23 protein-coding genes are annotated in these 22,518 nt (G+C 73.4%); 4 read left to right on the forward strand and 19 right to left on the reverse strand.

The features are described from left to right. A partial coding sequence (locus tag PH191_RS05885; RefSeq protein WP_274193706.1) for a hypothetical protein occupies window positions 1-277 on the forward strand: 277 nt, incomplete at its 5' end. A 222-nt stretch (window positions 278-499) separates the two neighbouring features. Here the strand turns inward: PH191_RS05885 and PH191_RS05890 are convergent. The 11 genes from PH191_RS05890 to iolC all read right to left on the reverse strand — a co-directional run bounded on the left by PH191_RS05890 (window position 500) and on the right by iolC (window position 12,899). Continuing rightward, window positions 500-859 carry a universal stress protein gene (locus PH191_RS05890; RefSeq protein WP_274193707.1) on the reverse strand — a complete coding sequence of 120 codons (360 nt, stop codon included), beginning with the start codon at window positions 857-859 and terminating at the stop codon, window positions 500-502. A 34-nt stretch (window positions 860-893) separates the two neighbouring features. Continuing rightward, window positions 894-2,312 (reverse strand): sugar porter family MFS transporter, encoded by a 1,419-nt coding sequence (locus PH191_RS05895; RefSeq protein WP_274193708.1) that lies wholly within the window; start codon window positions 2,310-2,312, stop codon window positions 894-896. A 491-nt stretch (window positions 2,313-2,803) separates the two neighbouring features. Continuing rightward, complete coding sequence (locus PH191_RS05900; RefSeq protein WP_274193709.1) at window positions 2,804-3,790, reverse strand: sugar phosphate isomerase/epimerase family protein; 987 nt, start codon at window positions 3,788-3,790, stop codon at window positions 2,804-2,806. Between the two features lie 76 nt (window positions 3,791-3,866). Beyond that, window positions 3,867-5,372, reverse strand: coding sequence for a CoA-acylating methylmalonate-semialdehyde dehydrogenase (locus PH191_RS05905; protein WP_274193710.1), 1,506 nt, complete (start codon window positions 5,370-5,372; stop codon window positions 3,867-3,869). Beyond that, window positions 5,369-6,274: a sugar phosphate isomerase/epimerase family protein gene (locus PH191_RS05910; protein ID WP_274193711.1), complete on the reverse strand. Its 906-nt coding sequence runs from the start codon at window positions 6,272-6,274 to the stop codon at window positions 5,369-5,371. Before PH191_RS05910 ends, PH191_RS05905 begins: the two co-directional genes overlap by 4 nt. Beyond that, entirely contained in the window at window positions 6,271-7,329 is a 1,059-nt protein-coding gene (locus PH191_RS05915; protein WP_274193712.1) for a Gfo/Idh/MocA family protein, read from the reverse strand. Before PH191_RS05915 ends, PH191_RS05910 begins: the two co-directional genes overlap by 4 nt. 12 nt (window positions 7,330-7,341) lie before the next feature. Continuing rightward, window positions 7,342-8,271 (reverse strand): sugar phosphate isomerase/epimerase family protein, encoded by a 930-nt coding sequence (locus PH191_RS05920; protein WP_274193713.1) that lies wholly within the window; start codon window positions 8,269-8,271, stop codon window positions 7,342-7,344. Further along, window positions 8,268-10,172, reverse strand: coding sequence for a 3D-(3,5/4)-trihydroxycyclohexane-1,2-dione acylhydrolase (decyclizing) (iolD, locus tag PH191_RS05925; RefSeq protein ID WP_274193714.1), 1,905 nt, complete (start codon window positions 10,170-10,172; stop codon window positions 8,268-8,270). Before iolD ends, PH191_RS05920 begins: the two co-directional genes overlap by 4 nt. Continuing rightward, window positions 10,169-11,047: a 5-deoxy-glucuronate isomerase gene (gene iolB / locus PH191_RS05930; protein ID WP_274193715.1), complete on the reverse strand. Its 879-nt coding sequence runs from the start codon at window positions 11,045-11,047 to the stop codon at window positions 10,169-10,171. The genes iolD and iolB overlap by 4 nt, the downstream gene beginning before the upstream one ends. Next, entirely contained in the window at window positions 11,044-11,937 is an 894-nt protein-coding gene (locus PH191_RS05935) for a Cgl0159 family (beta/alpha)8-fold protein (protein WP_274193716.1), read from the reverse strand. The genes iolB and PH191_RS05935 overlap by 4 nt, the downstream gene beginning before the upstream one ends. Next, a complete protein-coding gene (iolC, locus tag PH191_RS05940; protein WP_274193717.1) occupies window positions 11,934-12,899 on the reverse strand; it encodes a 5-dehydro-2-deoxygluconokinase in 966 nt (321 codons plus the stop codon). The genes PH191_RS05935 and iolC overlap by 4 nt, the downstream gene beginning before the upstream one ends. Before the next feature lie 150 nt (window positions 12,900-13,049). Between iolC and PH191_RS05945 the strand changes: the two genes are divergently transcribed. Continuing rightward, a complete protein-coding gene (locus PH191_RS05945; protein WP_274193718.1) occupies window positions 13,050-13,799 on the forward strand; it encodes a GntR family transcriptional regulator in 750 nt (249 codons plus the stop codon). Between the two features lie 15 nt (window positions 13,800-13,814). Here the strand turns inward: PH191_RS05945 and PH191_RS05950 are convergent, their stop codons facing one another. The 4 genes from PH191_RS05950 to PH191_RS05965 all read right to left on the reverse strand — a co-directional run bounded on the left by PH191_RS05950 (window position 13,815) and on the right by PH191_RS05965 (window position 15,993). Beyond that, window positions 13,815-14,594, reverse strand: coding sequence for a CYTH domain-containing protein (locus PH191_RS05950; protein ID WP_274193719.1), 780 nt, complete (start codon window positions 14,592-14,594; stop codon window positions 13,815-13,817). Window positions 14,595-14,750: 156 nt separating this feature from the next. Then, complete coding sequence (locus tag PH191_RS05955) at window positions 14,751-14,987, reverse strand: hypothetical protein (RefSeq protein WP_274193720.1); 237 nt, start codon at window positions 14,985-14,987, stop codon at window positions 14,751-14,753. 68 nt (window positions 14,988-15,055) lie between these two features. After that, window positions 15,056-15,655 carry a TetR/AcrR family transcriptional regulator gene (locus PH191_RS05960; RefSeq protein ID WP_274193721.1) on the reverse strand — a complete coding sequence of 200 codons (600 nt, stop codon included), beginning with the start codon at window positions 15,653-15,655 and terminating at the stop codon, window positions 15,056-15,058. 11 nt (window positions 15,656-15,666) lie between these two features. Continuing rightward, on the reverse strand, window positions 15,667-15,993 hold the full coding sequence (locus PH191_RS05965; protein WP_274193722.1) for a DMT family transporter: 327 nt from the start codon (window positions 15,991-15,993) through the stop codon (window positions 15,667-15,669). Window positions 15,994-16,128: 135 nt separating this feature from the next. Here PH191_RS05965 and PH191_RS05970 point away from each other — a divergent pair, with 135 nt between their 5' ends. Further along, window positions 16,129-17,112: a helix-turn-helix transcriptional regulator gene (locus PH191_RS05970; RefSeq protein WP_274193723.1), complete on the forward strand. Its 984-nt coding sequence runs from the start codon at window positions 16,129-16,131 to the stop codon at window positions 17,110-17,112. Between the two features lie 85 nt (window positions 17,113-17,197). Here PH191_RS05970 and PH191_RS05975 read toward each other — a convergent pair whose 3' ends face one another. From PH191_RS05975 to PH191_RS05985, 3 genes are all read right to left on the reverse strand, one after another. Next, window positions 17,198-18,019: an adenylate/guanylate cyclase domain-containing protein gene (locus PH191_RS05975; RefSeq protein ID WP_274193724.1), complete on the reverse strand. Its 822-nt coding sequence runs from the start codon at window positions 18,017-18,019 to the stop codon at window positions 17,198-17,200. Window positions 18,020-18,069: 50 nt separating this feature from the next. Beyond that, window positions 18,070-18,924, reverse strand: coding sequence for a GAF and ANTAR domain-containing protein (locus PH191_RS05980; RefSeq protein ID WP_274193725.1), 855 nt, complete (start codon window positions 18,922-18,924; stop codon window positions 18,070-18,072). A 77-nt stretch (window positions 18,925-19,001) separates the two neighbouring features. Next, window positions 19,002-19,931: a pseudouridine-5'-phosphate glycosidase gene (locus PH191_RS05985; RefSeq protein ID WP_274193726.1), complete on the reverse strand. Its 930-nt coding sequence runs from the start codon at window positions 19,929-19,931 to the stop codon at window positions 19,002-19,004. A 91-nt stretch (window positions 19,932-20,022) separates the two neighbouring features. Between PH191_RS05985 and PH191_RS05990 the strand changes: the two genes are divergently transcribed. Then, window positions 20,023-21,537, forward strand: coding sequence for a class I adenylate-forming enzyme family protein (locus tag PH191_RS05990; protein ID WP_274193727.1), 1,515 nt, complete (start codon window positions 20,023-20,025; stop codon window positions 21,535-21,537). A gap of 136 nt (window positions 21,538-21,673) precedes the next feature. On the opposite strand, the gene PH191_RS05995 is transcribed toward PH191_RS05990, so the two are convergent. Further along, window positions 21,674-22,516 carry a cytochrome c oxidase assembly protein gene (locus PH191_RS05995; protein WP_274193728.1) on the reverse strand — a complete coding sequence of 281 codons (843 nt, stop codon included), beginning with the start codon at window positions 22,514-22,516 and terminating at the stop codon, window positions 21,674-21,676. Window positions 22,517-22,518: the final 2 nt, after the last annotated feature.

The raw sequence follows: 22,518 nt of genomic DNA on the forward strand, positions 1-22,518 counted from the left end.
CCCGAAGCCCCCGACGGCCTCCCCGGTCACGCCGACCCCGGCCACCCCCGCACCACCCCCGGCCCCCGATCACCACCGGGAGGGCGTCGTCGACACGGCGGTGGCCACCGCCTCGGAGGTGGCGCGGTTCGTCAACGGCGTGGTGCCGCAGCGCCTGCCCGCGTACCTCGGGGGCGCGGCACTGCTGGTACTCGGGGTCGTCGACCCGCCGCTGGTCCTCGGCGGCGTCCTCGCCTACGAGGCGATCCGGCGCTGGGGTCCCGCGCCGCGGGCATGACCAGCGGGCATCACGTCGACGGGCTGGACCCGGGTTCCCGGGGATGACCCCCGCCGCGCCGCCTCCTTCGCGTCCCCGCCCGCCGAGGCGATCGACCTGCCGCACGACCCGGTGCCCGCGTCGGCCTGAGGACGGCCCGGGGCCGCCCCCCGGAACGACCTCGGTGGCGGAACCCGCGCTGAGCGCGGATTCCGCCACCGAGGTCGCAGAGGTGGGGCCGGGTCAGTCCTCCGGCTTCACCGCCAGCACCGGGATCGGGCTCTCCAGCAGCAGCCGCTGACTGATGCTGCCGAGCAGGGCCTTCGACACGGGCGACCGGCGCCGCAGGCCGATGACGAGGCGAGAGACGTCGGGCCGGTCGGCGATCTCGTCGAGCACGGCGTCGGCCGGGTCGCGGTCGCCGGGGCCGGAGCGCTCGAGCAGCGTGACCTTGAGGTCCTCGGGCACGCCGGAGACGTCGATCGTGGACAGGGTCAGGTTGAGGACGACGAGGTCGGTGTCCAGCAGCCGGGCCTCGGTGATGCCGGCGTCCAGGGCCTGCGGACCCTCCCGCCCCTCGGGGACGGCGACGAGCACGGTCATGGGTCTCTCCTTCCGTAGGTCGAGGCGGGAATGATCATGAGTACTGGGTGCGGAACTGCTCTTCGAGCTGCTCGAGCGAGTGGCCGCGGGTCTCGGGCACCAGGCGGTACACGAAGACCAGGGCGAGCAGGCCGAGACCGACGAAGATGAAGAACGTCGACGCGATGCCCAGGTCCTCGACGACCACGGGGAACCCGAGGGAGACCACGGCGTTCGACAGCCACAGCACCAGGACGCTGATGCCGATCGCCAGACTGCGAATCTTCAGCGGGAAGATCTCGGAGAGCAGGAGCCACACGAGCGGGCCGATGGTGCCCTGCATGCAGAACACGAAGAGCACGACGAAGACGAGGATGAACCACGCCTTGGCGGTGCCGTCAGGCAGCAGGAACGCCGACAGCCCGACGAGCAGGTGGAAGAAGGTCGTCAGCGCGAACCCGGCGAGCAGCAGCGTCCGCCGGTTGACCTTGTTCATGATGAGCAGGCCGACGGTGATGCCGAGGACGCTGAACAGGCCGTTGGCGGTGTTGGCGATGATCGCGGCGCTGTCTGAGAAGCCGGCGTCGCCCAACAGCTGGGTGCCGTAGTACATGATCGAGTTGATGCCGGTGAACTGCTGGAACATGCCCAGGCCGGCGCCGATGAGAATGAGCCGGCGGATCCAGCGCACGCCCAGGTCGGTGGCGCCGGCGGTCTTCGAGGCGCGTTCCTCCTCGGCGAGCTGGTGGACCTCGGCCATCTCGGCACGGGCCCGGTCGGGAGCGCGGACCTGCTGGAGGACCGCCAACGCCTCGTCCTCCCGGCCCTTCGAGACCAGCCAGCGGGGGCTCTCGGGCATCCGCATCATGCCGATGAACAGGGCGATGGCCGGGAGCACCGCGACGACGAGCATGACGCGCCAGACGCCGGGGTTCTCCCCCCAGATGTTGAAGATCAGGGCGTTGATGACGAACGCGGCGAACTGGCCACTGACGATCATGACCTCGTTGCGGGTGACGATGCTGCCTCGACGCTCCACCGGGGCGACCTCGGCCAGGTAGACCGGCACCGTGGCCGAGGCGCCCCCGACCGCCAGGCCGAGGATGAAGCGGAACAGGGCCAGCACCGGCCAGCTCGGCGACAGCACGCAGCCGATGGTCGCGACGCCGAAGACGATGGCCAGCATCAGGATGTTGTGGCGGCGCCCGAATCGGTCGGACAGCGCACCGCCGACGATGGCGCCGATGGCCGCGCCGAAGATGAGGATGCTGACGACGACGCCCTCGGTGAAGGCCGTCAACCCGAGGTCGGCGGTCATCGGCTCGAGCGCGCCGTTGATGACGCCGGTGTCGTAGCCGAAGAGGAGGCCACCGAACGTGGCCACGACGGCGATGATCCCGAGTCGCTTGGAGTGGGGGCCGGGGACATCCGGCGGGAGAGCCGGGTGCGCCGGCTGCTGGTTGTAGGTGGTCATGCGAGAACTCCCCGTTGAGGAATGGCGAATCGCGACGTGATGAGGCGTACCGGGCCACTCGGCGAGACGCTCGCGAGCCTCCACGGAAACAAAAACACCGCAGGCATCGAGATCGACCGAAGGTCCCTTACCGTCATCGAGGATGACGGGGAAGTGTGATCGAAGTCAAGGCGTTCTCGAAGAATTGTTACAGCGACCTGACCAGCACGTATGGACGCCAGAAAGCCCGGAAAGCGCGACGGCTCTCCGGGCTGGCGCACAGTTTTCTGCGCCCTTTCGTTCGAAATCATCCACCGAACAGAAATGCGCGCGACGGGATCCTGAATTAGTTCGCAGGAGAAACACGGACCACGGCCCCCGGAGGGATGCCCCGCGGCACCCGCGGCGTTCCGCACCGGTGACGGGGACGCTACGAGCTGCCGAGCCCGTAGTCAAGACTTTGTCCTGACATTAGGTCAATAAGTCTGCGTCCGACAGGGTCACAGGCCCGCCTACACGTCCGCGGCCGCGGCGGTGAGCATCGTCGCCGCCACCTCGAGGCCCTCGAACTGACCCAGCTCGACGTCCTCGTGCTCGATGTTCACGGCCATGTCGGGGTCGACCTTGGCCAGGGCCTGCAGGAAACGGGCCCAGAAGGCCTGGTCGTGGCCCTTGCCGAGGGCGACGAAGTCCCAGCCGGCGTTCTGGGGCCAGGCGTTGAGGGTCGCGTCGCCGCCGAGGCGCAGCGGGTTCTCGGTGACCTTCCGGTGCCGGTCGTCCAGGACGCCGTGGATGCGAGCGGCGTCGTTGATGCGCGTGTCCTTCGCCGCGGCGAGGTACACGAGGTCGCCGAGGTACTCGATCGCCGCGACCGGGTCGATGCCTTGCCAGAACAGATGGCTCGGGTCCATCTCCGCGCCCACCGACGTCGCTCCGGTCTGTTCGACGAGGCGGGTCAGCGTCGAGGGGTTGAAGACCAGGTTGAACTGGTGCATCTCGATGCAGACCTTCACGCCGTGCTCGGTCGCCAGGGCGTCGATCTCCCGCCAGAACGGGACGCCGACATCGGCCCACTGGCGGTCGCGGACATCGGAATAGGTGGACTCGAACGGCATCGGGTTCCAAGCGGGGATCGTGCCGCCCGGCTCGCCGGCCGGCAGGCCCGACATGGAGACGACGCGCCGCACGCCGAGCTTTCCGGCGATCTCGATGGTGCGCCGCAGGTCCGCGGCGTGGACCTCGCCGATGCGCGTGTCCGGGTGTAGCGGGTTGCCGTTGCAGTTCAGGGCGGTGAGCTCCACACCGACGTCGGCGAAGACGCCGAGGTAGTCCTCCGCCGCGGTCGTGCCGGACAGGATGTCGTCGACCGGCAGATGTACCGGGGGCAGGAACCCGCCAGCATTGATCTCGATGCCGGTGAGCCCGAGCGAGCGGACGCTGCGCAGGGCCTCGGGCAGGGGCTGGTCGTGCAGGATCGCGTCGTACACGCCGAGCTTCATCGGACGGCCTCCACGTGGGCAGGGCGGAGCACCCGCGGCCGGCTCGGAGGCCGACCGCGGGTGCCGCGAGCGGGGATCAGGAGTTGCGGGGGAACCCCAGGTCGAGCTCGCCGGCCCCGCCGCGACGGGCCGGGTCGATCCAGCGTGCGGTGACGACCTTGCCGCGGGTGAAGAAGTGCACGCCCTCGGCGCCGTGGGCGTGGGTGTCGCCGAACAGCGAGTTCTTCCAGCCGCCGAAGCTGTAGTAGGCCATCGGGACCGGCACCGGCACGTTGATGCCGATCATCCCGACCTCCACCTCGTTCTGGAAGCGCCGCGCGGCGCCACCGTCGTTGGTGAAGATCGCAGTGCCGTTGCCGTAGGGGTTGGCGTTGATCAGGGCGACGGCCTCGTCGTAGGTGTCGACGCGGACCACGGCCAGCACCGGACCGAAGATCTCGTCGGTGTAGATCGACATGTCGGTGGTGACGTGGTCGAACAGCGTCGGGCCGACGAAGAAGCCCTGACCATCCGCGTCGGGCGTCACGCCCCGGCCGTCCACCACGAGCGTCGCCCCGGCGGCCTCGCCGGCGTCCACGTAGGACGCGACGCGATCGCGGGCGGCCGCCGTCACCAGCGGGCCCATGTCCGCGCCGCGACGGCCGTCGCCGGTGACCAGGCCGCGGGCCCGCTCGGCGATCTTCTCGACGAGCGCGTCCCCGGCCGAACCCACCGCGACCACCGCGGAGATCGCCATGCACCGCTCGCCCGCCGAGCCGAAGCCGGCGTTGATGGCCTGGTCGGCGGCCATGTCGAGGTCGGCGTCCGGGAGCACGACGGCATGGTTCTTCGCCCCGCCGAGGGCCTGCACGCGCTTGCCGTGGGCGGTGCCCGTCTCGTAGACGTAGCGCGCGATCGGCGTCGAGCCGACGAAGCTGATGCTCTTCACCTCGGGGTGGGTCAGCAGCCCGTCCACGGCGACCTTGTCACCGTGCAGGACGTTGAACACCCCGTCGGGCAACCCCGCCTCGCGCCAGAGCTCGGCGATCCACTGTGCCGCCGAGGGGACCTTCTCCGAGGGCTTGAGCACCACGGTGTTGCCCGCGGCGATCGCGATCGGGAAGAACCACATCGGCACCATCGCGGGGAAGTTGAACGGGCTGATGATCCCGACGACGCCCAGCGGCTGGCGGATCGAGGAGATGTCGATGCCCGTCGACGCGTTCTCGGTGGCCGAGCCCTTGAGCAGGTGCGGCATCCCGCAGGCGAACTCGACGACCTCCTGGCCGCGGGCGACCTCGCCGGCCGCGTCGGAGAGCACCTTGCCGTGCTCGGCGGTGATGATCTCGGCGAGCTCGCCGGCACGTTCGTTGAGCAGCTCGCGGAAGCGGAACAGGATCGACGTCCTCTTGGTCAGCGAGGTGTCGCGCCAGCGCGGGTAGGCCCGCGCCGCCGCCTCGATGACCTGCTCGACGTCGGTCTCGGTCGCCAGCGCGACCTGGCGGGTCACCTCACCGCTCGCCGGGTCGGTGACGTCACCGAAGCGGTCGGTCGCGGACTTCAGGACCGCGCCGGCGGCCCAGTGGTGGAGGGTCTCGGTCATGGGGACGTCCTTCCGGATGGCGACTCCAGAGCAGTGTCCGAGCCGAAGTGCTTGCTGACGAGGTCGGTGATGGTGGCGCGGTCCGCGGCGACGATCTCGCTCGCGCGCTCCTCCCAGCCGAACACGCAGTGGGTCAGTGTGCCGTCGAACCCGGCCGCGGCGAGCGCGGCGAAGACGGCGTCGAAGTCGACCTCGCCCGCGCCCATCGGGGCGTGCTGGTGCACGCGCACGGTGGAACCGGGCGGGTTGACGATGTAGCGCAGGCCGCCCGACGCGGTGTGGTCGAGGGTGTCGGCCAGGTGCACGTTGGTCACCCGGGCGCCGGCGCGGGCGATGATCCCCGCCGGGTCGTTGCCCTGGTGGAACGTGTGCGGCGTGCAGTAGAGGAACGTGACCCAGTCGCGGTCCAGGCCGGCGACCATGTCGACCGCGGCGTGCCCGTCCTCGATGAAGTCGTCGGGGTGCGGCTCGAGCACGAGGCGGATGCCCTCGCGCTCGAAGTCCGGCGCCAGCTCCTCGAACGAGCGCAGGAACATCGCCTCGGCGTGCTCGGCGCCCTCCGGGCGGCCGTTGAACTCGGTGTTCATCGTGTCCACGCCGAGGTCGACGGTGATCTGGAGGGCTCGGCGCCAGGCACGAACGGCGGCCTGGCGGGCGTCCTCGGACGGCCCCGACCAGCGCAGCACCGGCAGCACCGAGGAGATGCCCACCCCGGCGTCGGCGGCGCGGCGTCGCAGCGTGGCGACGGTCGCGGAGTCGACCCGGGGATGGGCGAAGAACGGGATGAAGTCCTCCTTCGGGGAGAGCTCCATCCACTGGTAGCCGGCGCGCGCGACGGCGTCGGGCAGGTCGGTCACCGCGTGGGTGCGGTGGAACATCTGGGCGTCCAGGGCGAGCCTCATGACTCATCCCCCGTCGCTCCACTCGCCTCCGAGCGGGCCTCCATCCCGGTCTCCACGCGCTCGCCCTTGATGACGGCGGCCACGCCGGCCTCGCAGATCGCGGCGGCCGCGTAGCCGTCCCAGCTGCCCGGGCCGTCGACGGCGTCGCCGCCCGTGGTGACGCCCCGGGTCGCCGCGGCCACCCAGCGCTGCATCTGGTCGTCGTAGGCCTGGCCGAAGCGGGCGACGAAGTCCGGCGTGCTCGTCCCGCCCCACGTCCCGCCGACCCGCTTCGTGACCACGTTCTGGTCGAGGCCGATCAGGGCGGAGCCGCGCTCGGCGACGACCTCGGTGCGGACCTCGTAGGCGATGCCCGTCCGCACGAAGATCTCGATGGTGACCAGGGCGCCGGACTCGGCCTCGAAGAGCACCAGCATCGGGTCGGACACCCCGGCCGGGGCGCTCCCGGTCGGGCGGCCGCGCACCACGCTGACCGCGGTGATCTCCTCGCCGAGCAGGAAGCGCGCGGAGTCGGCCTCGTGGACGACCGAGTCGCGGATCATGAACTCGGAGTCGAAGAACTCCGGCACGGCCGGGTTGCGGTGGGTGCAGTGCAGCATCAGCGGCGCGCCGAGCTCGTCGCCGGCGATCATCTGCTGCAGCGCGGCGTACTCGTGGTCGAAGCGGCGCATGAAGCCGACCTGGATCAGGCGGCGGCCGAGCTCGGTCTCGCGGCGGTGAACGGCGGCCGCGGTCGCGGCCTCGGTGGTCAGCGGCTTCTCGCACAGCACGGGCTTGCCGGCCTCGAGGCAGGCCAGGACCTGCTCCTCGTGCGCCGTCCCGGGGCTGGCGATCACGACGGCGTCGACGTCGTCGGCGGCGATCGCCGCGAGCGGGTCGGCGACCACCCGGGCGCCGATCGGGTCGGCCACGCGGTGGGCCTGCTCGTCCGAGAAGTCGCTGACCACGGTGACGCGGGCGCCGCGGGTGCGCCGCGACAGGCTCTCGACGTGGAACGACCCCATCTTGCCGACGCCGAGGACGGCCACCTTCAGTTCGGTGTCCTGGGAGCTCATGGCTGCCTCCTCTCAGGCCGGCGTGCCGATGCGGACCGAGCCGGTGCCGCAGGAGCCGAGGTAGGTGTGGGTGCGCTGCGCGATCGGCAGCGGCTGGTCGGACGGACAGGGGTACATGTCCTGCTCGACGATGGCGAAGACGTCGAGTCCCGCCTCCTCGACGGCCTGAAGCACCTCGGGCATCGAGGGCACGCCGTAGGGCGGCTCGATCATGGCGCCGGCCTTGACGGCGTCCGGGAACGGCAGGTCCTCGGCCTCGACGCGGTCGATCACCGCGGGGTCGACCTGCTTGAGGTGCAGGTAGCCGATGCGCTCGGGGTACTTCCGGATGATCGCGACGTTGTCGCCCCGGTAGTAAGAGACGTGCCCGGTGTCCAGGCAGAGGTTGACGTAGCGAGGGTCGGTCGACTCGACGAACCGCTCGATCTCCGACTGGTAGCCGACGTGCGAGTCGGCGTGCGAGTGGAACTGCACGCGCAGGCCGTACTCCTCGAGCACCCGGCGGCCGAGCTCGTCCATCCCCGAGGTCAGGCGGTCCCAGCCGGCGGCGTCGAGGGTGGGCGACTCGAGCGGCGCGCCGGTCTTGTGGTCGCGCCACGGCTCGGGGATGACGACGAGGTGCTCGCCGCCGACCGCGCGGGTCAGGGAGGCGACCTCGGTGACCTGCTCCCAGACGTGGTCGAAGCTGTCCGGGCGGTGCAGGTGCTCGAACACCGTGCCCGCTGAGACGGTCAGGCCGTGGGTCCGCAGGGTGTCGGCGAGCTCGGTCGGGTCGGTCGGCAGGTAGCCGTACGGACCGAGCTCGATGACGTCGTAGCCGGCGGCGGCGACCTCGGCGAGGAAGCGGTCGGCCGGGGTCTGGTCGGGGTCGCTGGGGAACCAGACACCCCAGGAGTCGGGGGCACTGCCGACCCTGATCCTGCTGGTCGAGCTCGAACTCACGAGGACACCTCTTCGCTGGGGTGGAGGAAGGTCTGCTGGGTGGACTTCGCGTCGTCGTAGGTCTTGCGGGCGCGCTGGGTCGTCTCGAGGGACGACACCTCGGCGACCGGGACGTCCCACCAGGAGCGGGAGTCGGGGGCGGGCACCAGCGGGTCGGTCTCGATGTGGACGACGACGCTGGTGGTGGCGGCCTTGGCCTCCCGGAGGGCGGCGGCGAACTCGTCGGCGGTGCGGACGCGCAGGACGCGGACGCCGAGCGACTCCGCGTTCGCGGCGAGGTCGACGGGCAGCCGGTCGCCGTCGAGGCGCCCGGTGCCCGACCGGTAGCGGTAGCGGGTGCCGAAGCGCTGCGAGCCGAGCTCCTCGGACAGGGCGCCGATCGAGGCGTACCCGTGGTTCTGCACGAGGACGGTGATCACCTTGACACCCTCCTGGACCGCGGTGACCAGCTCGGTGGCCATCATCAGGTAGGAGCCGTCACCGACCATGACGACGACGTCCCGGTCGGGGCACGCGAGAGCGACGCCCACGCCGCCGGCGACCTCGTAGCCCATGCAGGAGTAGCCGTATTCGACGTGATAGCCCTTCGGGTCCCGCGTGCGCCACAGTTTGTGCAGGTCACCGGGCATGGAGCCGGCCGCACAGACGACGACGTCGCGCGGCTCGGTGAGCTCGTTGACCATCCCGATCACGGCGTTCTGGGTGAGCAGGCCGCCCGACGGGGCGTCCGCGTGCACGCGGGAGACCGTCGCGTCCCACTCGGCGTCGAGCCGCTGGTACTCGGCCTCGTAGTCGGCGTCGACGCGGAAGTCGGCCAGGGACGCGGTCAGCGCCTCGAGGGTCTCGCGGGCGTCGGCGACGACCCCGATCCCGGAGTGCTTCACCGCGTCGAGCCCGGCGACGTTGATGTTGACGAACCGGACGCCGTCGGCCTGGAACGCGGTTCGGCTGGCGGTGGTGAAGTCGGAGTACCGGGTGCCGATCCCGATGACCACGTCGGCGTCGCGGGCGATCGTGTTGGCCGCCGTGGTGCCCGTGGAGCCGATCGCCCCGAGGCACTGCGGGTGGTCGAACAGCAGCGTGCCCTTACCGGCCTGGCTCTGGCCGACGGGGATGCCGGTGGCCTCGCAGAAGGCCGCGAGGGCGGCGGTCGCACCGCTGTAGTGGACGCCGCCGCCGGCGACGACCAGCGGGCGTCGTGCGGAGCGGATCGCCTCCGCGGCCCGTGCCACCGCGGCGCGCTCGGGCAGGGGCCGGGCGACGTGCCACACCCGCTTCGCGAAGAGCTCCACGGGCCAGTCGTGGGCCTGGGCCTGCACGTCCTGCGGGAAGCAGACCGTCACCGCGCCGGTCTCGGCCGGGTCGGTGAGCACCCGCATCGCCGCGAGCATCGCCGACGACAACTGCTCGGGGCGCCACACGCGGTCGAAGTAGCGCGACACCGGACGGAAGCAGTCGTTGACGGTGACGTCGCCGGAGTCCGGCAGCTCCAGCTCCTGGAGCAACGGGGACGCGGCGCGGTCGGCGAAGGTGTCGGCGGGCAGCAGGAGCACCGGCAGGCGGTTGATCGTCGCCAGGGCCGCGCCGGTGACCATGTTGGTGGCGCCGGGGCCGACACTCGTCGAGACGGCCCAGGTCTGGAGACGGTCCTTCATGCGGGTGTAGGCCGCGGCGGAGTGCACCATGGCCTGCTCGTTGCGGCCGAGGACGTAGGGCAGGAGCTCGGGTTCGGCGAGCTCGGCCTCGAGCAGCGCCTGCCCGATGCCGGCCACGTTGCCGTGTCCGAAGATGCCGAAGCAGCCGGCGAACAGCTTCTGCTCGACGCCGTCGCGCTCGGAGTACTGGGCCCCGAGGAAGCGGACGAGGGCCTGGGCGACGGTGAGACGGACGGTCTCGCTCATGAGGTGCCTGCCAGACGGGGATCGACCTGCTGGTCCGCCCACGTGGCGCGGATCCAGGCCTGGTCGGGGTGGTCGGTGATCTTCCAGGCGCGCTCGCCCGGGCCGGCCATAACGTTGAGGTAGTACATGTCGTGGCCGGGGGCGGCGGCGCACGGGCCGTGCCAGCCGTGGGGCACGAGGACCGTGTCGCGGTCGCGGACCTCGATGAGCACGTCGATGTCGCCCGCGTCCGAGGCGCTGGTGCGGTGGAAGCCGAGGCCGGGCTCGCCGTGCGGGCCGGGCGCGATCTCGTAGTGGTAGATCTCCTCGAGCTGCGACTCGTGCTCGGTCGCCTCGTCGTGCTTGTGGGCGGGGTAGCTCGACCAGTTGCCGCCGGGTGTGATCACCTCGACGGCGATGAGGTTGCCGGCCTCGAACACGCCGGCGGCACCGAAGTTGCGCACCTGGCGGCTGCACTGCCCGGCGCCGCGCAGCTCCACGGGGACGTCGGCGGCGGGCACGTACCGGAACGGCAGCGCGACCTCGGTGCGGGCTCCGGTCAGCGCGACCCGGACGGGCCCCTCATCCGCCCGGAGCGTCGCCGTGGTGCCGATCGGGAGGTACGCGACGTCGGTGGGGCCGGCGAAGACGTCGGGACGGCCCGCGAGCACGTACTCGGTGGTGCCGTCGCGGACGGTCACTCCGCCGGACAGCGGGACGACGATCATCTCCTCGTCACCGGTCACGACCTCGCGCCGCTCCCCCGCGGCGAGCGTCAGCGTCCGCAGGCTCGACCAGGTCCAGCCGGCGGTGGTCGGGGTGATCTCGAGGTCGTACCCGGACGTGGCGGCGGTGCCGGCCGGGACGTGCAGCTCGGCACGGGTGGGCGCGCTCATGCCCGCACCCCCGGCCGGACCATCGCCACGGCGGTGTCGACGGCGCCCGTGACGTCGTCGTCCGACGGGTAGAGCAGCGTGCGGCCGACGATGAGCCCGCGCACGCTCGGCAGGGCCAGGGCGTGGCGCCACGACGCGTACGTCTCCTCGGGCGCGGCCGCCGGGTCGCCGCCGAGCAGCAGGGTCGGCAGCGTCGTCGCGTCCATGACGCGCTCCATCTCGTCGACCACCGGCAGCTTCATCCACGTGTAGGCGCTGCTCGCCCCGAGCCCCTGCGTGATGTGGATCGAGCGCACCACGGCCGCGGGCGAGAGGTCGTTGACGACCTTCCCCTCCACGCGCCGGGAGATGAAGGGCTCGACCATGGCGACGGTCTGGGCCCGGTTGAGCTCGGTGACCGCGTCGGCGCAGGCCTGCAGGGTCTCGACGGTGCCCGGGTCGTCGTAGTCGATGCGGGTGAGCATCTTGGCGGCGTCGAAGCCGGCCTCGACCGTGCCGCGCACGTCGTAGCCGGTCATGCGGTCGTCCATCTCGAAGACCGCGCCGGCGAGCCCGCCGCGGTTGAGCGAGGACACGACGACCTTGTCCTCGAGGGCCCCGAGCAGCAGCAGGTCCTCGAGGATGTCGGAGGTGGCGAGCACGCCGTCGACGCCCGGGCGGGCGAGCGCGGCGCGCAGACGGTCGAGCAGCTCGGGGCGGCTGGCCATGGCGTCGGCGCGACCGCCGGCCGCCAGCGCACCACGGGCGGGATGGTCCGCCGCGACGATCATGAGGCGCCCGTCGGCGGGGACGAACGGCCGCCGGCGGCGGGCCGCGAGCAGCTTGGCGACCCGTTCCGGCTCCGTCGCGCGGATCGCGCGGACGTCGTCGTAGGTGGCGGCGAAGGTCATGCCGGGGAGCCCTTCTGGAGCAGGACGTCGATCTCGTCGGGGGTGGGCATCGCGGTCGAGCACTCGAGGCGGGAGGCGACGATCGCGCCGGCCGCGTTGGCGCGGTGCAGCACCGTCGCGAGGTCCCACCCGGCGAGCAGGCCGTGGGCCAGCGAGCCGCCGAAGCTGTCGCCGGCGCCCAGCCCGTTGAGCGGGGTCACGGGGATCGGCGGCGCCTCGACGCGCTCGCCGTCGCGGGTCTTGCCGAGCACGCCCCGCGGGCCCTGCTTGACGACGGCGATCTGCACGCCCGCGTCGAGCAGCGCGTCGGCGGCCCGCTCCGGGTCCGTCTCGCCGACCGCGACCTCGCACTCCTCGCGGTTGCCGACGGCGACGGTGACCTGGCCGAGGACCTTCTGGACCTCGGAGGTCGCCGTCGCGGCGTCGGCCCAGAACATCGGGCGGTAGTCGAGGTCGAGGACGACGTGACCCCGGCGGTCCCGGGCGTCCAGGACGTCGTGGTGCGTCTGGCGGCTGGGCTCCTCGGACAGGCCGGTGACCGAGAGCCAGAGCAGGTCGGCGGCGCGGGCGACGTCGAGGTCGACGTCGGCGGTGCGGACCTGCAGGTCGGGGGCGGTCGGGCGCCGGTAGAACCACAGCGGGAAGTCGTCCGGCGGGAAGATCTCGCAGAAGGTCACGGGCGTAAGGTGGTGCGGGTCGGTGACCACGTGGGCGTCGTCGACGCCGAGACGGCGCAGCTCGCGGCGCACGTAGCGGCCGAAGGGGTCGTCGCCGACCCCGGTGATGATCGCGGCGCGCCGGCCGAGCCGGCTCGCGGCCACGGCCACGTTCGCGGTGGTGCCCCCGAGGAACTTGCCGAAGGTCTCGACGTCCTCGAGCCCGACGCCGGTCTGCAGCGGGTAGATGTCCACCCCGCTGCGCCCGAACGTCAGGACCTCCGGCGCGGTGCTGGCGGTGCTCATGGGCTGTCCTCGTCCGTCCTTCTCGAGGGCCTCCGGCGATGTGCCGTGGCGATGACGAGGACGTTAGGCAGCGACCGGCGCCAGCGTCAATACTTTGTCCAGACATAGAGTCATTGAGACCAACGAAACTCTGCGGCTAGGATCGAGGTCATGACCGTCGCGTCCGGGCCCGTCGAGCTGCCGATCGAGCTCGATCGCTCCAGCCCGGTGCCCCTGTACCACCAGCTCTCCCTGGCCCTCGAGCGCGCGATCACCGAGGGGGCCCTGCGCCCGGGCGACCGACTCGAGAACGAGCTGGCCATGACCACCAGGCTCGGTCTCGCCCGCCCCACGGCCCGCCAGGCCATCCAGGAGCTCGTGCGCAAGGGCCTGCTCGTCCGCAAGCGGGGGGTGGGCACGCAGGTGGTCGCCGCACCGCCGATCCGCCGGGACGTCAAGTTCTCGAGCCTGCACGACGACCTCGCGTCGACGGGTCACGAACCCTCCACCGAACTGCTCGAGCGGTCGGCGGGCACGGCGGCGGAGCTCGGCGTCGACGACGTCGTGGAGGTCGACGAGCGGCTCGTGCACCTGCGCCGGCTCCGCCGTGCTGACGGCGACCCGCTCGCGATCATGACGAACTACCTGCCCGACCGGTTTCGCCTCGAGGAGGAGGAGCTGCGCGAGCGGGGCCTCTACGCCACCCTGCGCGCCCAGGGCGTCACGTTCGCCATCGCGCACCAGACCATCGGCGCCCGTCTGGTGACCTCGGAGGAGGCCGCGCTGCTCGGCGAGACCGAGCCGGCCGCGTGCGTCACGATGCAGCGGCTGGTCTACGACGACACGGGCCGTCTGGTCGAGCTCGGGCGCCACATCTACCGCGCGTCGCAGTACACGGTGCAGACCTCGCTGGTGATCTGACCCGGCGATCCGGCCTCAGACCCCCGCGGCCCGGAGCAGCTCGTCGAGCCAGGCGGCGGTCTTGGTGCGCTGCTGGGGCACCGGGGCGGCGTCGTGGAGGGCGAGGAAGCGGGTGACGGCGCGCGCGACGTCCGCGGCCTCGTCCGGGCCGCAGCGCGCCGAGAACTCCTCGAGCACCCCACCACCGGGGAAGCGGCAGCGCTCGTGGCGGGCGTGCGGGAGCTGGCAGCGCGGACGCGGCACCGTCACCCGCTCGACGGCCAGCGGCCCGTGCGCGCGCAGCGTCGCCACCCCCGGGGCGGCCTCGTCGAGCAGCGCGCCCTGGGCCGCGGTGAGCACCTCACGGGTGTCGAGCCGCCCGTCGCGGCAGGCGAGCGCGCGGTCGGCGTCGACCACCTCGCGCAGCTCGGTGGAGTGGAAGGCGTGACCCGGCAGGACGTCGAGCTCCACCCGCGCGCCGCCGGGGCGGGGCAGGTCGGCCACCGGGCCCTCCCCGCGCAGCCGGACGGTGACGTCCCAGCGGTCGCGTCCGCGGTCGCGCAGACGGACGTGGACGCCCGCGCGGGCGAGGACGAGGTCCGGGGTGTCCATCAGGTAGAGCCGGCGCTGCCGCACCCGGGTGGCGTGCCGCACCGTGAACCGCGCCCCCACCCCGGGACCGGGCCGGAGCAGGACCTTGAGCTCGACGCTGTCGACACCGGAGCCGGCGACCCACGTCCACAGGGCGTCGTCGGGCGGCGGGAACCCGATGGCTCCGGGGGGATCCCCCTGGGCCGTCCGGGCACGGTCGAGCATGCGGTCTCCCAGCGCGACGCTCGAGTGCTCCGCGTCGCCGGGTCGAGGACTCGGGTCGGCGCGGCACCGCTGCTGGACCGCGCTGCCCGACCGTAGGCGACCCCGGGGCCCGGGGACACCCCGATCGGGGACGGACCGTGCAGCGCGAACCGGACGTCAGGGACGCCGGGCCCCGCCCGGGCCCACCGCCGCCGGGCCGGCCTTCGGCTTGCCCTCCCACAGCTCGCCGCCGGTGAGCACGTAGACGAAGGGCACGATCGGGACCAGGGCGAGCACCGCCCAGACGATCTTGGCGGTGGCGCTGAGCTCGGGGCGCACCACGAGGTTGAGCCACACGAGGATCACGGCGATGGGGTGCAGGAAGCAGACCAGGAGCTCCGCAAGCTTCTTCATCGACCGTCCCCGGGCTCGGTGACCGGGACGGTCACGCCGAACGCCGACGGTAGCGGGATCATCGGGCGTCACACCAGATCTGCGGGGACCAGGGCGCGCAGGACCCGCTCGACGTCGGTGGTGGCCCACGGACGGTGGTCGCACCAGCAGCGCAGGAACAGGCCGTCGACGCCCGCCGCGGCCGCGAGCCGCCGTGACGGGTCGGGCACGAGCGGGAGCAGCAGGGCGTCGAGCGCGGCCGTCCACCGCTCCCACTCCCCGCGCAGCGCGGGACGGCGCCCGGCCTGCAGGAAGAGCTCGTACTCCGCGGCGACGGCGGGACCGCGGTCGGCGCCGCAGGCTGCGACGAAGCCGGCGAGGGCCCGCAGCGGGTCGTCGTGCCTCGCGCAGCGCTCCAGCGCGGCGACGTAGGCGTCGTTGACCGCAGCGAGTGTCGCCGACAGGAGCGCGTCGACCGTCGGGTAGTGGTAGCTGACGAGGCTCGGCGTGAGGCCCGCCTCGGCGGCGACGGACCGCTGGGTGACCGCGACGACCCCGCCGTCGGCGATCCGCCGCATCGTCGCCTCCCGGATCAGGCGGCGCCGCTCCTCGCCCTTGCGTCGCCGTCCGTCGGTCGTGGGGGCCGATGCCGTGGTCAGGTCGGCCCTGGTCACGTCGGCACTGGTCACGTCGGCTCTGGTCACGTCGGCTGGGCCCCGAGCTCGAGGGCCAGCACCCCGGCGATGACCAGCCCGATCCCGCCGATCTGGACCCACGTCAGGGTCTCGCCGAGCAGCACCGTGCCGGCGATCGCGACGAGCGCGACCCCCGCGGCGGCCCACAGCCCGTAGGCGACGCTCACGCCGAGCCCCCGCGCCAGGGCCTGCGACAGGAACCCGAACGCCGCGAGGTAGCCGACCACCACGACCACCGACGGGACGAGCCGCGTGAACCCCTCGGAGAGCTTGAGCGACACCGTCGCGACCACCTCGCAGGCGATCGCGAGGGCGAGGAGCACGTAGGACACGGGGCCGCCTTCCGCGGGACGGGGGAACAAACTGGGCGTCTGCCCAAATTGTACTCGAGTGTGTGCTCACACGTGGCCGAGCCGTTGCCTCATCCGCAATACTCGGTCGCGCACGATCGATCGGGAGGGTGAGGCATGGAGGGTGTGGCGACACGGCCGCAGCCGGTCACGCGGTACCGCTGGGCGAGCACCGATCCGGACGCCGCGACCGAGTACCTCCGCGAGACCTACACCGACATGCGGCCCGGGCGGATCGATCCGCACGGGTTCTCGTTCTGGACCGAGGTCGCCGCGACCGGTCCGGTCGTGATGGGGACGGTGCGCCACTCGGGTCCGCTCCGCGCGTGGTGCGAACCCCCGGAGGCCCTGGTCGTGGTGCAGACCCTCGCCGGCGGTCCGCACCACGTCCGCGACGGGCGCGGCGAGGTCAGCGGGTCGCTCAAGCTCACGCCGACCTGGGCGCCGTACGAGACGGGCTGGGACGACGTCACCGTGCTCGCCACGGCGCTCGACCCCGTCGAGGTCGCCCGCGTCGGTGCCGGCCTCTCCGGGCTCGACCCCGAGGCGATCACGTTCACCTCGTCGGCCCCGGTGTCGGCCCCGCTCGCCGGCTACTGGTCGCGGCTGAGCCACCACCTCAAGGACGAGGTCATCGCCTCCGACGCGCTCATGGCCGAGCCGCTGGTGCGCGCCACCGTCGTGCAGCAGCTCGCCTCGGCCCTGCTCGCGACCTTCCCGAACACCGCCCTCTCCGCGCTCACCGACCCGCTCGCGCACGCCGACGGGAACGGCGAGCCGGCCACGGTGCGCCGCGCGGTCGACTACATGGACGCCCATGCCGACCAGGACATCGGGCTCACGGAGATCGCCGAGGCCGCGCGGATCGGGGCGCGCTCGCTCCAGCTCGCCTTCCGCCGTCACCGGGACATGACGCCGCTCGAGTACCTGCGCCGCGTGCGGCTCGAGCATGCGCACCGCGACCTGCGCGACGGCGACCCCACGCGCGGCGACCGCGTCGAGGCGATCGCCGCGCGCTGGGGCTTCGCGCACCCCGGGCGGTTCTCGGTGGTGTACCGCGAGCACTTCGGGCGTTCGCCCAGCGCGACGCTGCGCCAATAGCTCACCCCGCGCCGCGGCGCGCTCGCGGGCTCCTGACCCGTGAGCGAAGTTCCCGGCCATAGCCGGGAACTTCGCTCACATGGGGTCAGGCCTTCTCGACCGCGAAGATCTGGAGGTCGGGCGGGGCGCCCTTGAGGTGGGTGTTCCAGCGCTTGCGGCGCACGCGCAGGCGGGACTCGTCGAGGCGGGCGAGCAGGTCGCCGCTGATGAGGATCTCGTCGGGCCCGGCCCGGTCGCCCAGGCGCGCCGCGGTGTTCACCGCGACGCCGAGGAAGTCGCCGCCGACGCGGCGCGGGCGCCCGATGTGCAGGCCCGCCCGCATCCTCGGCGTCCAGTCCGGCACGGTGAGCGCCGCGAGCCGCGTGCGGGCCTCGACCACGGCCTCGAGGGCGCCGGTCGGCTCGGCGAACGCGGCCATCATCCCGTCCCCGAGGCGCTTGACCACGGTGCCCGCGCGGTCGGTCACCGGCTTCTCCCAGGCCTCGCTGACCTCCCGCAGGACACGCTGGACCTCGTCGTCGCCGGCGCGCAGGGCCCAGCGGGAGAACTCCACGAGGTCGGTGAACACGAGCGTGACCTCGCGCTCGCCCACACCGCCGCCGAACCGCTCGAGCACCGACTGCCAGAGCTGCAGCCCGCCCAGGCTCACCTCGCGCGTGACGCCCGGCCGGTCCCCGGTCAGCCCGACCACGGCGCGCCCGGCGAACTCCGCGTGCCGCGCCCCGCCGAGGGACAGCGGGTCGCCGAAGTGCGCGTCGCCGGGCAGCGCCCGGCGCACCCGCGCGACGGCGGTGCGCAGGCCCTCCGACCGGTCCAGGTCGCGCGCCCGGCGTCCGGCCTGCGCCGCCGACGCGCGGAACCGCGCCCACCGACCGTCCTGCCCGTCGGGGCTCTCGTCCTCGGCCATGCGGGTGATCCTCGCCCGGGCGCCGGGAGCCGGCGCGGGCGGGACGGTCCTCAGATGTCGGCGCGACGCTCGGCGAGCGTGGCGGCGACGTCGCGCAGCTTCACGTTGAGGTCCTGCGACGCCCGGCGCAGCACATCGAACGCCTGGTCGGCGGGCAGGCCCCGGCGCTCCATGAGGATGCCCTTCGCCTGCCCGATGACGTCGCGGGAGTCCAGCGCGACGCGGAACTGCGTCTGGCGCAGCTCGGCGGCCTCGGTGGCCGTGACGTACGCGAGCGACGTCGACACGTGGGCGGCGAGGAGCACCGCGGCCTCGCGGTCGGCCTGGCCGAAGCCTCCGGCGTCGCGACGGTAGAAGTTGAGCGCGCCGCGCAGCGGGCGCGGGCCGCCGACGGGGAAGAGGCCGACCGCGAACACGCTGCCCACCCCGAGATCGGCGGCGGCCGGGCCGAAGCGCGGGAAGGTGGTGTCGTGCGCGAGGTCGTCGCTGCGGGCGACACCGAGCCCGCCGGCCTCCAGGGCCCGCACGCAGGGCCCCTCCTGCCGGTCGTACTGCACCTTGTCGAGCCGGACCGCGAGCTCGTCGGAGTACGCGGGCGTGGAGTAGCCGCCGTCGTCCTCGCGGCGCAGGGTGACGCTGGCGACGTCGGCGGCGGTGACCACGCGGGGTCCGAGGGCGACGACCCGCTCGAGCAGCTCGTTGACCCCGTTGGTGAGCGGGGTGTCGAGCAGCGCCGCGGACAGCTCGCCGACCGCCTCCGCGAGCATGCCGATCCGTGGGCCGCCGGTCGGCGCGTTCCCGTTGCTGGGGTACGCGTCGTTGCCCTTGAGCCGCTCGGTCGCGTCCTCGGCCACGAAGGCCGAGCGCTCGGCGTCCCAGTCGACCTCGCTGTCCTGCCTCGTCACCCCACCGCTCCTCCCGCGTCGTCCCCGACCGTGTGCAAGCCCCGTGCCGCGTACCCCGTGGCCGGGAGGGGTACGCGTCAGCCCCCGTCCGGGCCGCCCGCCAGCGCCCGGGCCACCTCGGCGCCGAGCGCCACGTTGCCCCGGTAGACCGCGACGTTGACCTCCAGACTGCGGTCCTCGGTCGAGCGTCGCATGTGGTCGAGCAGGAACGGTGTCGTGTCGTGGCCCACGACACCCCGCGCGACGGCCTCGGCGAGGGCCCGGTCCAGCACCGCGCGGTGCTCCTCGGGATCGAGCTGGGCCGACGCGTCGACGGGGTTCGCGAGCACCACCGCCGAACGCAGCTCCAGCGCGTCGCGGGCCCGGACGACGGCCGCGACCTGCTGCGGGCTCTCGACCCGGGCCGGCACCGGCGACCCGGAGTCGCGCACGTAGAAGCCGGGGAACGCGTCGGTGCGGTACCCGAGCACGGTGACGTTGAGGGTCTCGAGGCGCTCCAGGGTGGCGGGGACGTCGAGGATCGACTTCACGCCCGCGGAGACCACGAGGATCGGGACGCCGGCGAGCGCGACCAGGTCGGCCGACTCGTCGAAGGTCGTCGACGCCCCGCGGTGCACGCCGCCGAGCCCGCCCGTCGCGAAGACGCCGATCCCCGCCCGGTGCGCGAGCAGCGCGGTCGCGGCCACCGTGGTGCCGCCGTCGGCGCCCCGCGCGGCCGCCACCGGCAGGTCGCGCACGCTGATCTTCGCGACGCCCGGCGTCTCGGCGAGGCGCGCGAGCTCCGCCCGCGACAGGCCCACGACGGCACGCCCGCCCGCGACCCCGACCGTCGCCGGCACCACGCCGGCGTCGCGGAGCAGCTCCTCGGCCTCGAGCGCCGTCGCGAGGTTGCGCGGGCGCGGGAGCCCGTGGGTGATGATCGTGGACTCGAGGGCGACGACCGGCCGACCTGCGGCGATCGCGTCCCGGACCTCGTCGGCCACGAGCACGGTGGCGGGTGGTGTCACCTCGCGAGTGTCGCCTGCCGTCCTGCGGTGAACGACTGCTCACCCGATCAGCCGATGGTTCCCGGGTTCGTTCCGCGCGACGGTACGGAGCGTGACCGATACGGCCGCCGACCGGGCCGGCTCGACCCCCGCCCCGCACCCCTCGGTGGAGCAGGTGGTGGACGCCCTCGACGCCGCCGGCGACCGCGTCGTCCTGCGCCACCCCGACGGCGAGACCACCGGCACCGAGCTCCTCGCCGCGATCCACCGCTACGCGCGGGCCCTCGCCGGCCTGGGCATCGGCACGGGCGACCTCGTCGCGCAGTACGGGCCGAACCGGCCCGACGCGCTGGCGGTGCGCTACGCGACGCACCTCCTCGACGCCGCCGCGGTGTACGTCTCGGCCCCACCCGGGGCGGATCGGCGAGCGCAGCAGCTCGCGCAGATCGACCCGCGCCTCGTCGTCGTCTTCCCGCAGACCGCCCACCTGCTGCCGGAGACGACCGCCCCCGTGGTCGCGGTCGGCCCCGTGGCGGGCGTCCCGGAGCGCCTCGACGAGCTCGCCGCCCGGCAGTCGTCCGCACCGCTCGCGTCACGGGCGCACCTGGCGGACCTCGGCACGGTCCTGTCCTCCGGCGGCACGACGGGCATCCCCAAGAGCAGCGTGCGCGACGTCGCCGCGTGGGCCGCGGCGGTCGCCACCCCGCACCGCCCCGAGCGACGCCAGCTCGCCTCGGGCCCCGAGGCCTACCTCACCCAGATCCTCGTCGCCCAGACCCTGATCGGCGGCGGCACGGTGGTGCTGCGCGACGACTCCGAGCCCGCCGCCCTGCTGGCGTCGATCGAGGCCGACCGAATCACCGACCTGTTCCTCGTCGAGCCCCAGCTGGTCGCGCTGATGGACCACCCCGACGTGGCCCGCCGCGACCTGTCCTCGCTGCGGACGCTGACGCACATCGGCGCCTCCGCCCCGCCCACGCTGCGCCGGCGTGCCGTCGAACGCCTCGGCCCGGTGCTCCAGCACACCTACGGCGCCAGCGAGATCGGCATCGTCAGCGCCCTGCGGCCCGCCGACTACGACCCGTCCGACCCCGAGCGCGCCACCTGCGCCGGGACGGTCCTGCCCGGCGTCGAGGTCCGGTTCCGGCGCGACGACGGCGCGCTCGACCCCGCGTACGGGTCGATCGAGGTCCGCTCCCCCGCCATGGCGCACGGGTACCGGAACCGGCCGGTCGAGCAGGCGGAGCACTTCGTCGACGGCTGGTACCGCACCGGCGACCTCGGGCGCCTCGGCGACGACGGGCGCCTGCACGTCCTCGGGCGCGCCGCCGACTGCACGGTCGTCGACGGCCGGCTGGTGACGCCGACGGGGATCGAGGACACGCTCATGCGCCGGCCCGACGTGCGCTACGCGGTGGTCGTGGCCGACCCGGCGCGCGGCCGCCGGATCGCGGCGGTGCTGCCCTGGGGCGCGGGGCTCGACGTCGCGGCAGGCCGGGACGCCGTGGCCGCCGAGCACGGCCATTCGGTCGCCGACACGCTCGTCGTCGTCGAGCCGGACGACCTCCCGCTCACCGAGCAGGGCAAACCCGACCGTGCCGCGATCATGACCCTCGCCCCGTCGTGAGGGGAGCCTGCCGCCCGTGAGCGGATACACCGTCGCCGACCACCTCCTCGACCGGCTGGCGGAGCTGGGCGTCGACCGTCGTCGGCGTCCCAGGCCGTCGTCCCCCGCGACGACGTCCCGGACCTGCTCGCCGCGCTCACCCGCGTGCTGGGGACCCGCCCGGCGCCGGCGCACCGATCTGCTCCCGCGCCTGCTCCCGGGCCCGCTCCCGGCGCAGCTCCCGGCCGCCGCGGGCGTACCAGCCGGCCATCAGGGCCACGGCGAGCGCGATCTCCACCGCGCTGCCGCCGTAGTACATGACCTGCGCGCCGAGCCGGATCTCGTCGGGGCTGCCGGCGCCGGCGGGCAGGAGGCGCGCGTACATCAGCTTGGCCAGCACGTCGTGCCCGGCGGCCACGACCAGCAGGAGCACCAGCGCGCCGACGATCCCCGGACGGTGCGGGAGCGGGTCGCGGCCGACGAGGACCACGCTGAGCAGGAGGCCCGCGAGCACCATGTGCAGGTGCACGAGGGTCATCAGCGCCGGCCGCGCGTGGGCCAGCGCGAACAGGTCGGTGAGGTAGAAGGCGTACATCCCGCCGAGCTCGAGGACGGCGACCACGGGCGCCCACGTCAGCACCCGGGCGGGGCGGCTGTGCAGCACGGCGAGCAGCAGGCGACGCCCCGTGGGGGGCAGCGCGCGCAGGGCGAGCGTGACGGGTGCGGCCAGCGCGAGGAGCAGCGGCGCGACCATCGCCAGCAGGAGGTGGCCGACGACGTGCGCCACGAGGTCCGGGCGGTCGCCCAGGGGCGGGAGCAGCGCGGCGGCCATCGCCACGGCGCCGCCCGCGGCCGCGACCGACCGTGCGGGCGACCAGCGGTCCCCCCGCGCCCGCAGACGCAGGACACCGGCGGCGTAGAGCGCGGCGACCGCCAGCACCGGCAGGGCGGACACCCAGACCCCGGGCCCGACCGGCGCGTCGTGGACCCCGTGCTCCACGG

This window comes from Actinomycetospora callitridis (assembly GCF_028737265.1).
Classification (GTDB): domain Bacteria; phylum Actinomycetota; class Actinomycetes; order Mycobacteriales; family Pseudonocardiaceae; genus Actinomycetospora; species Actinomycetospora callitridis.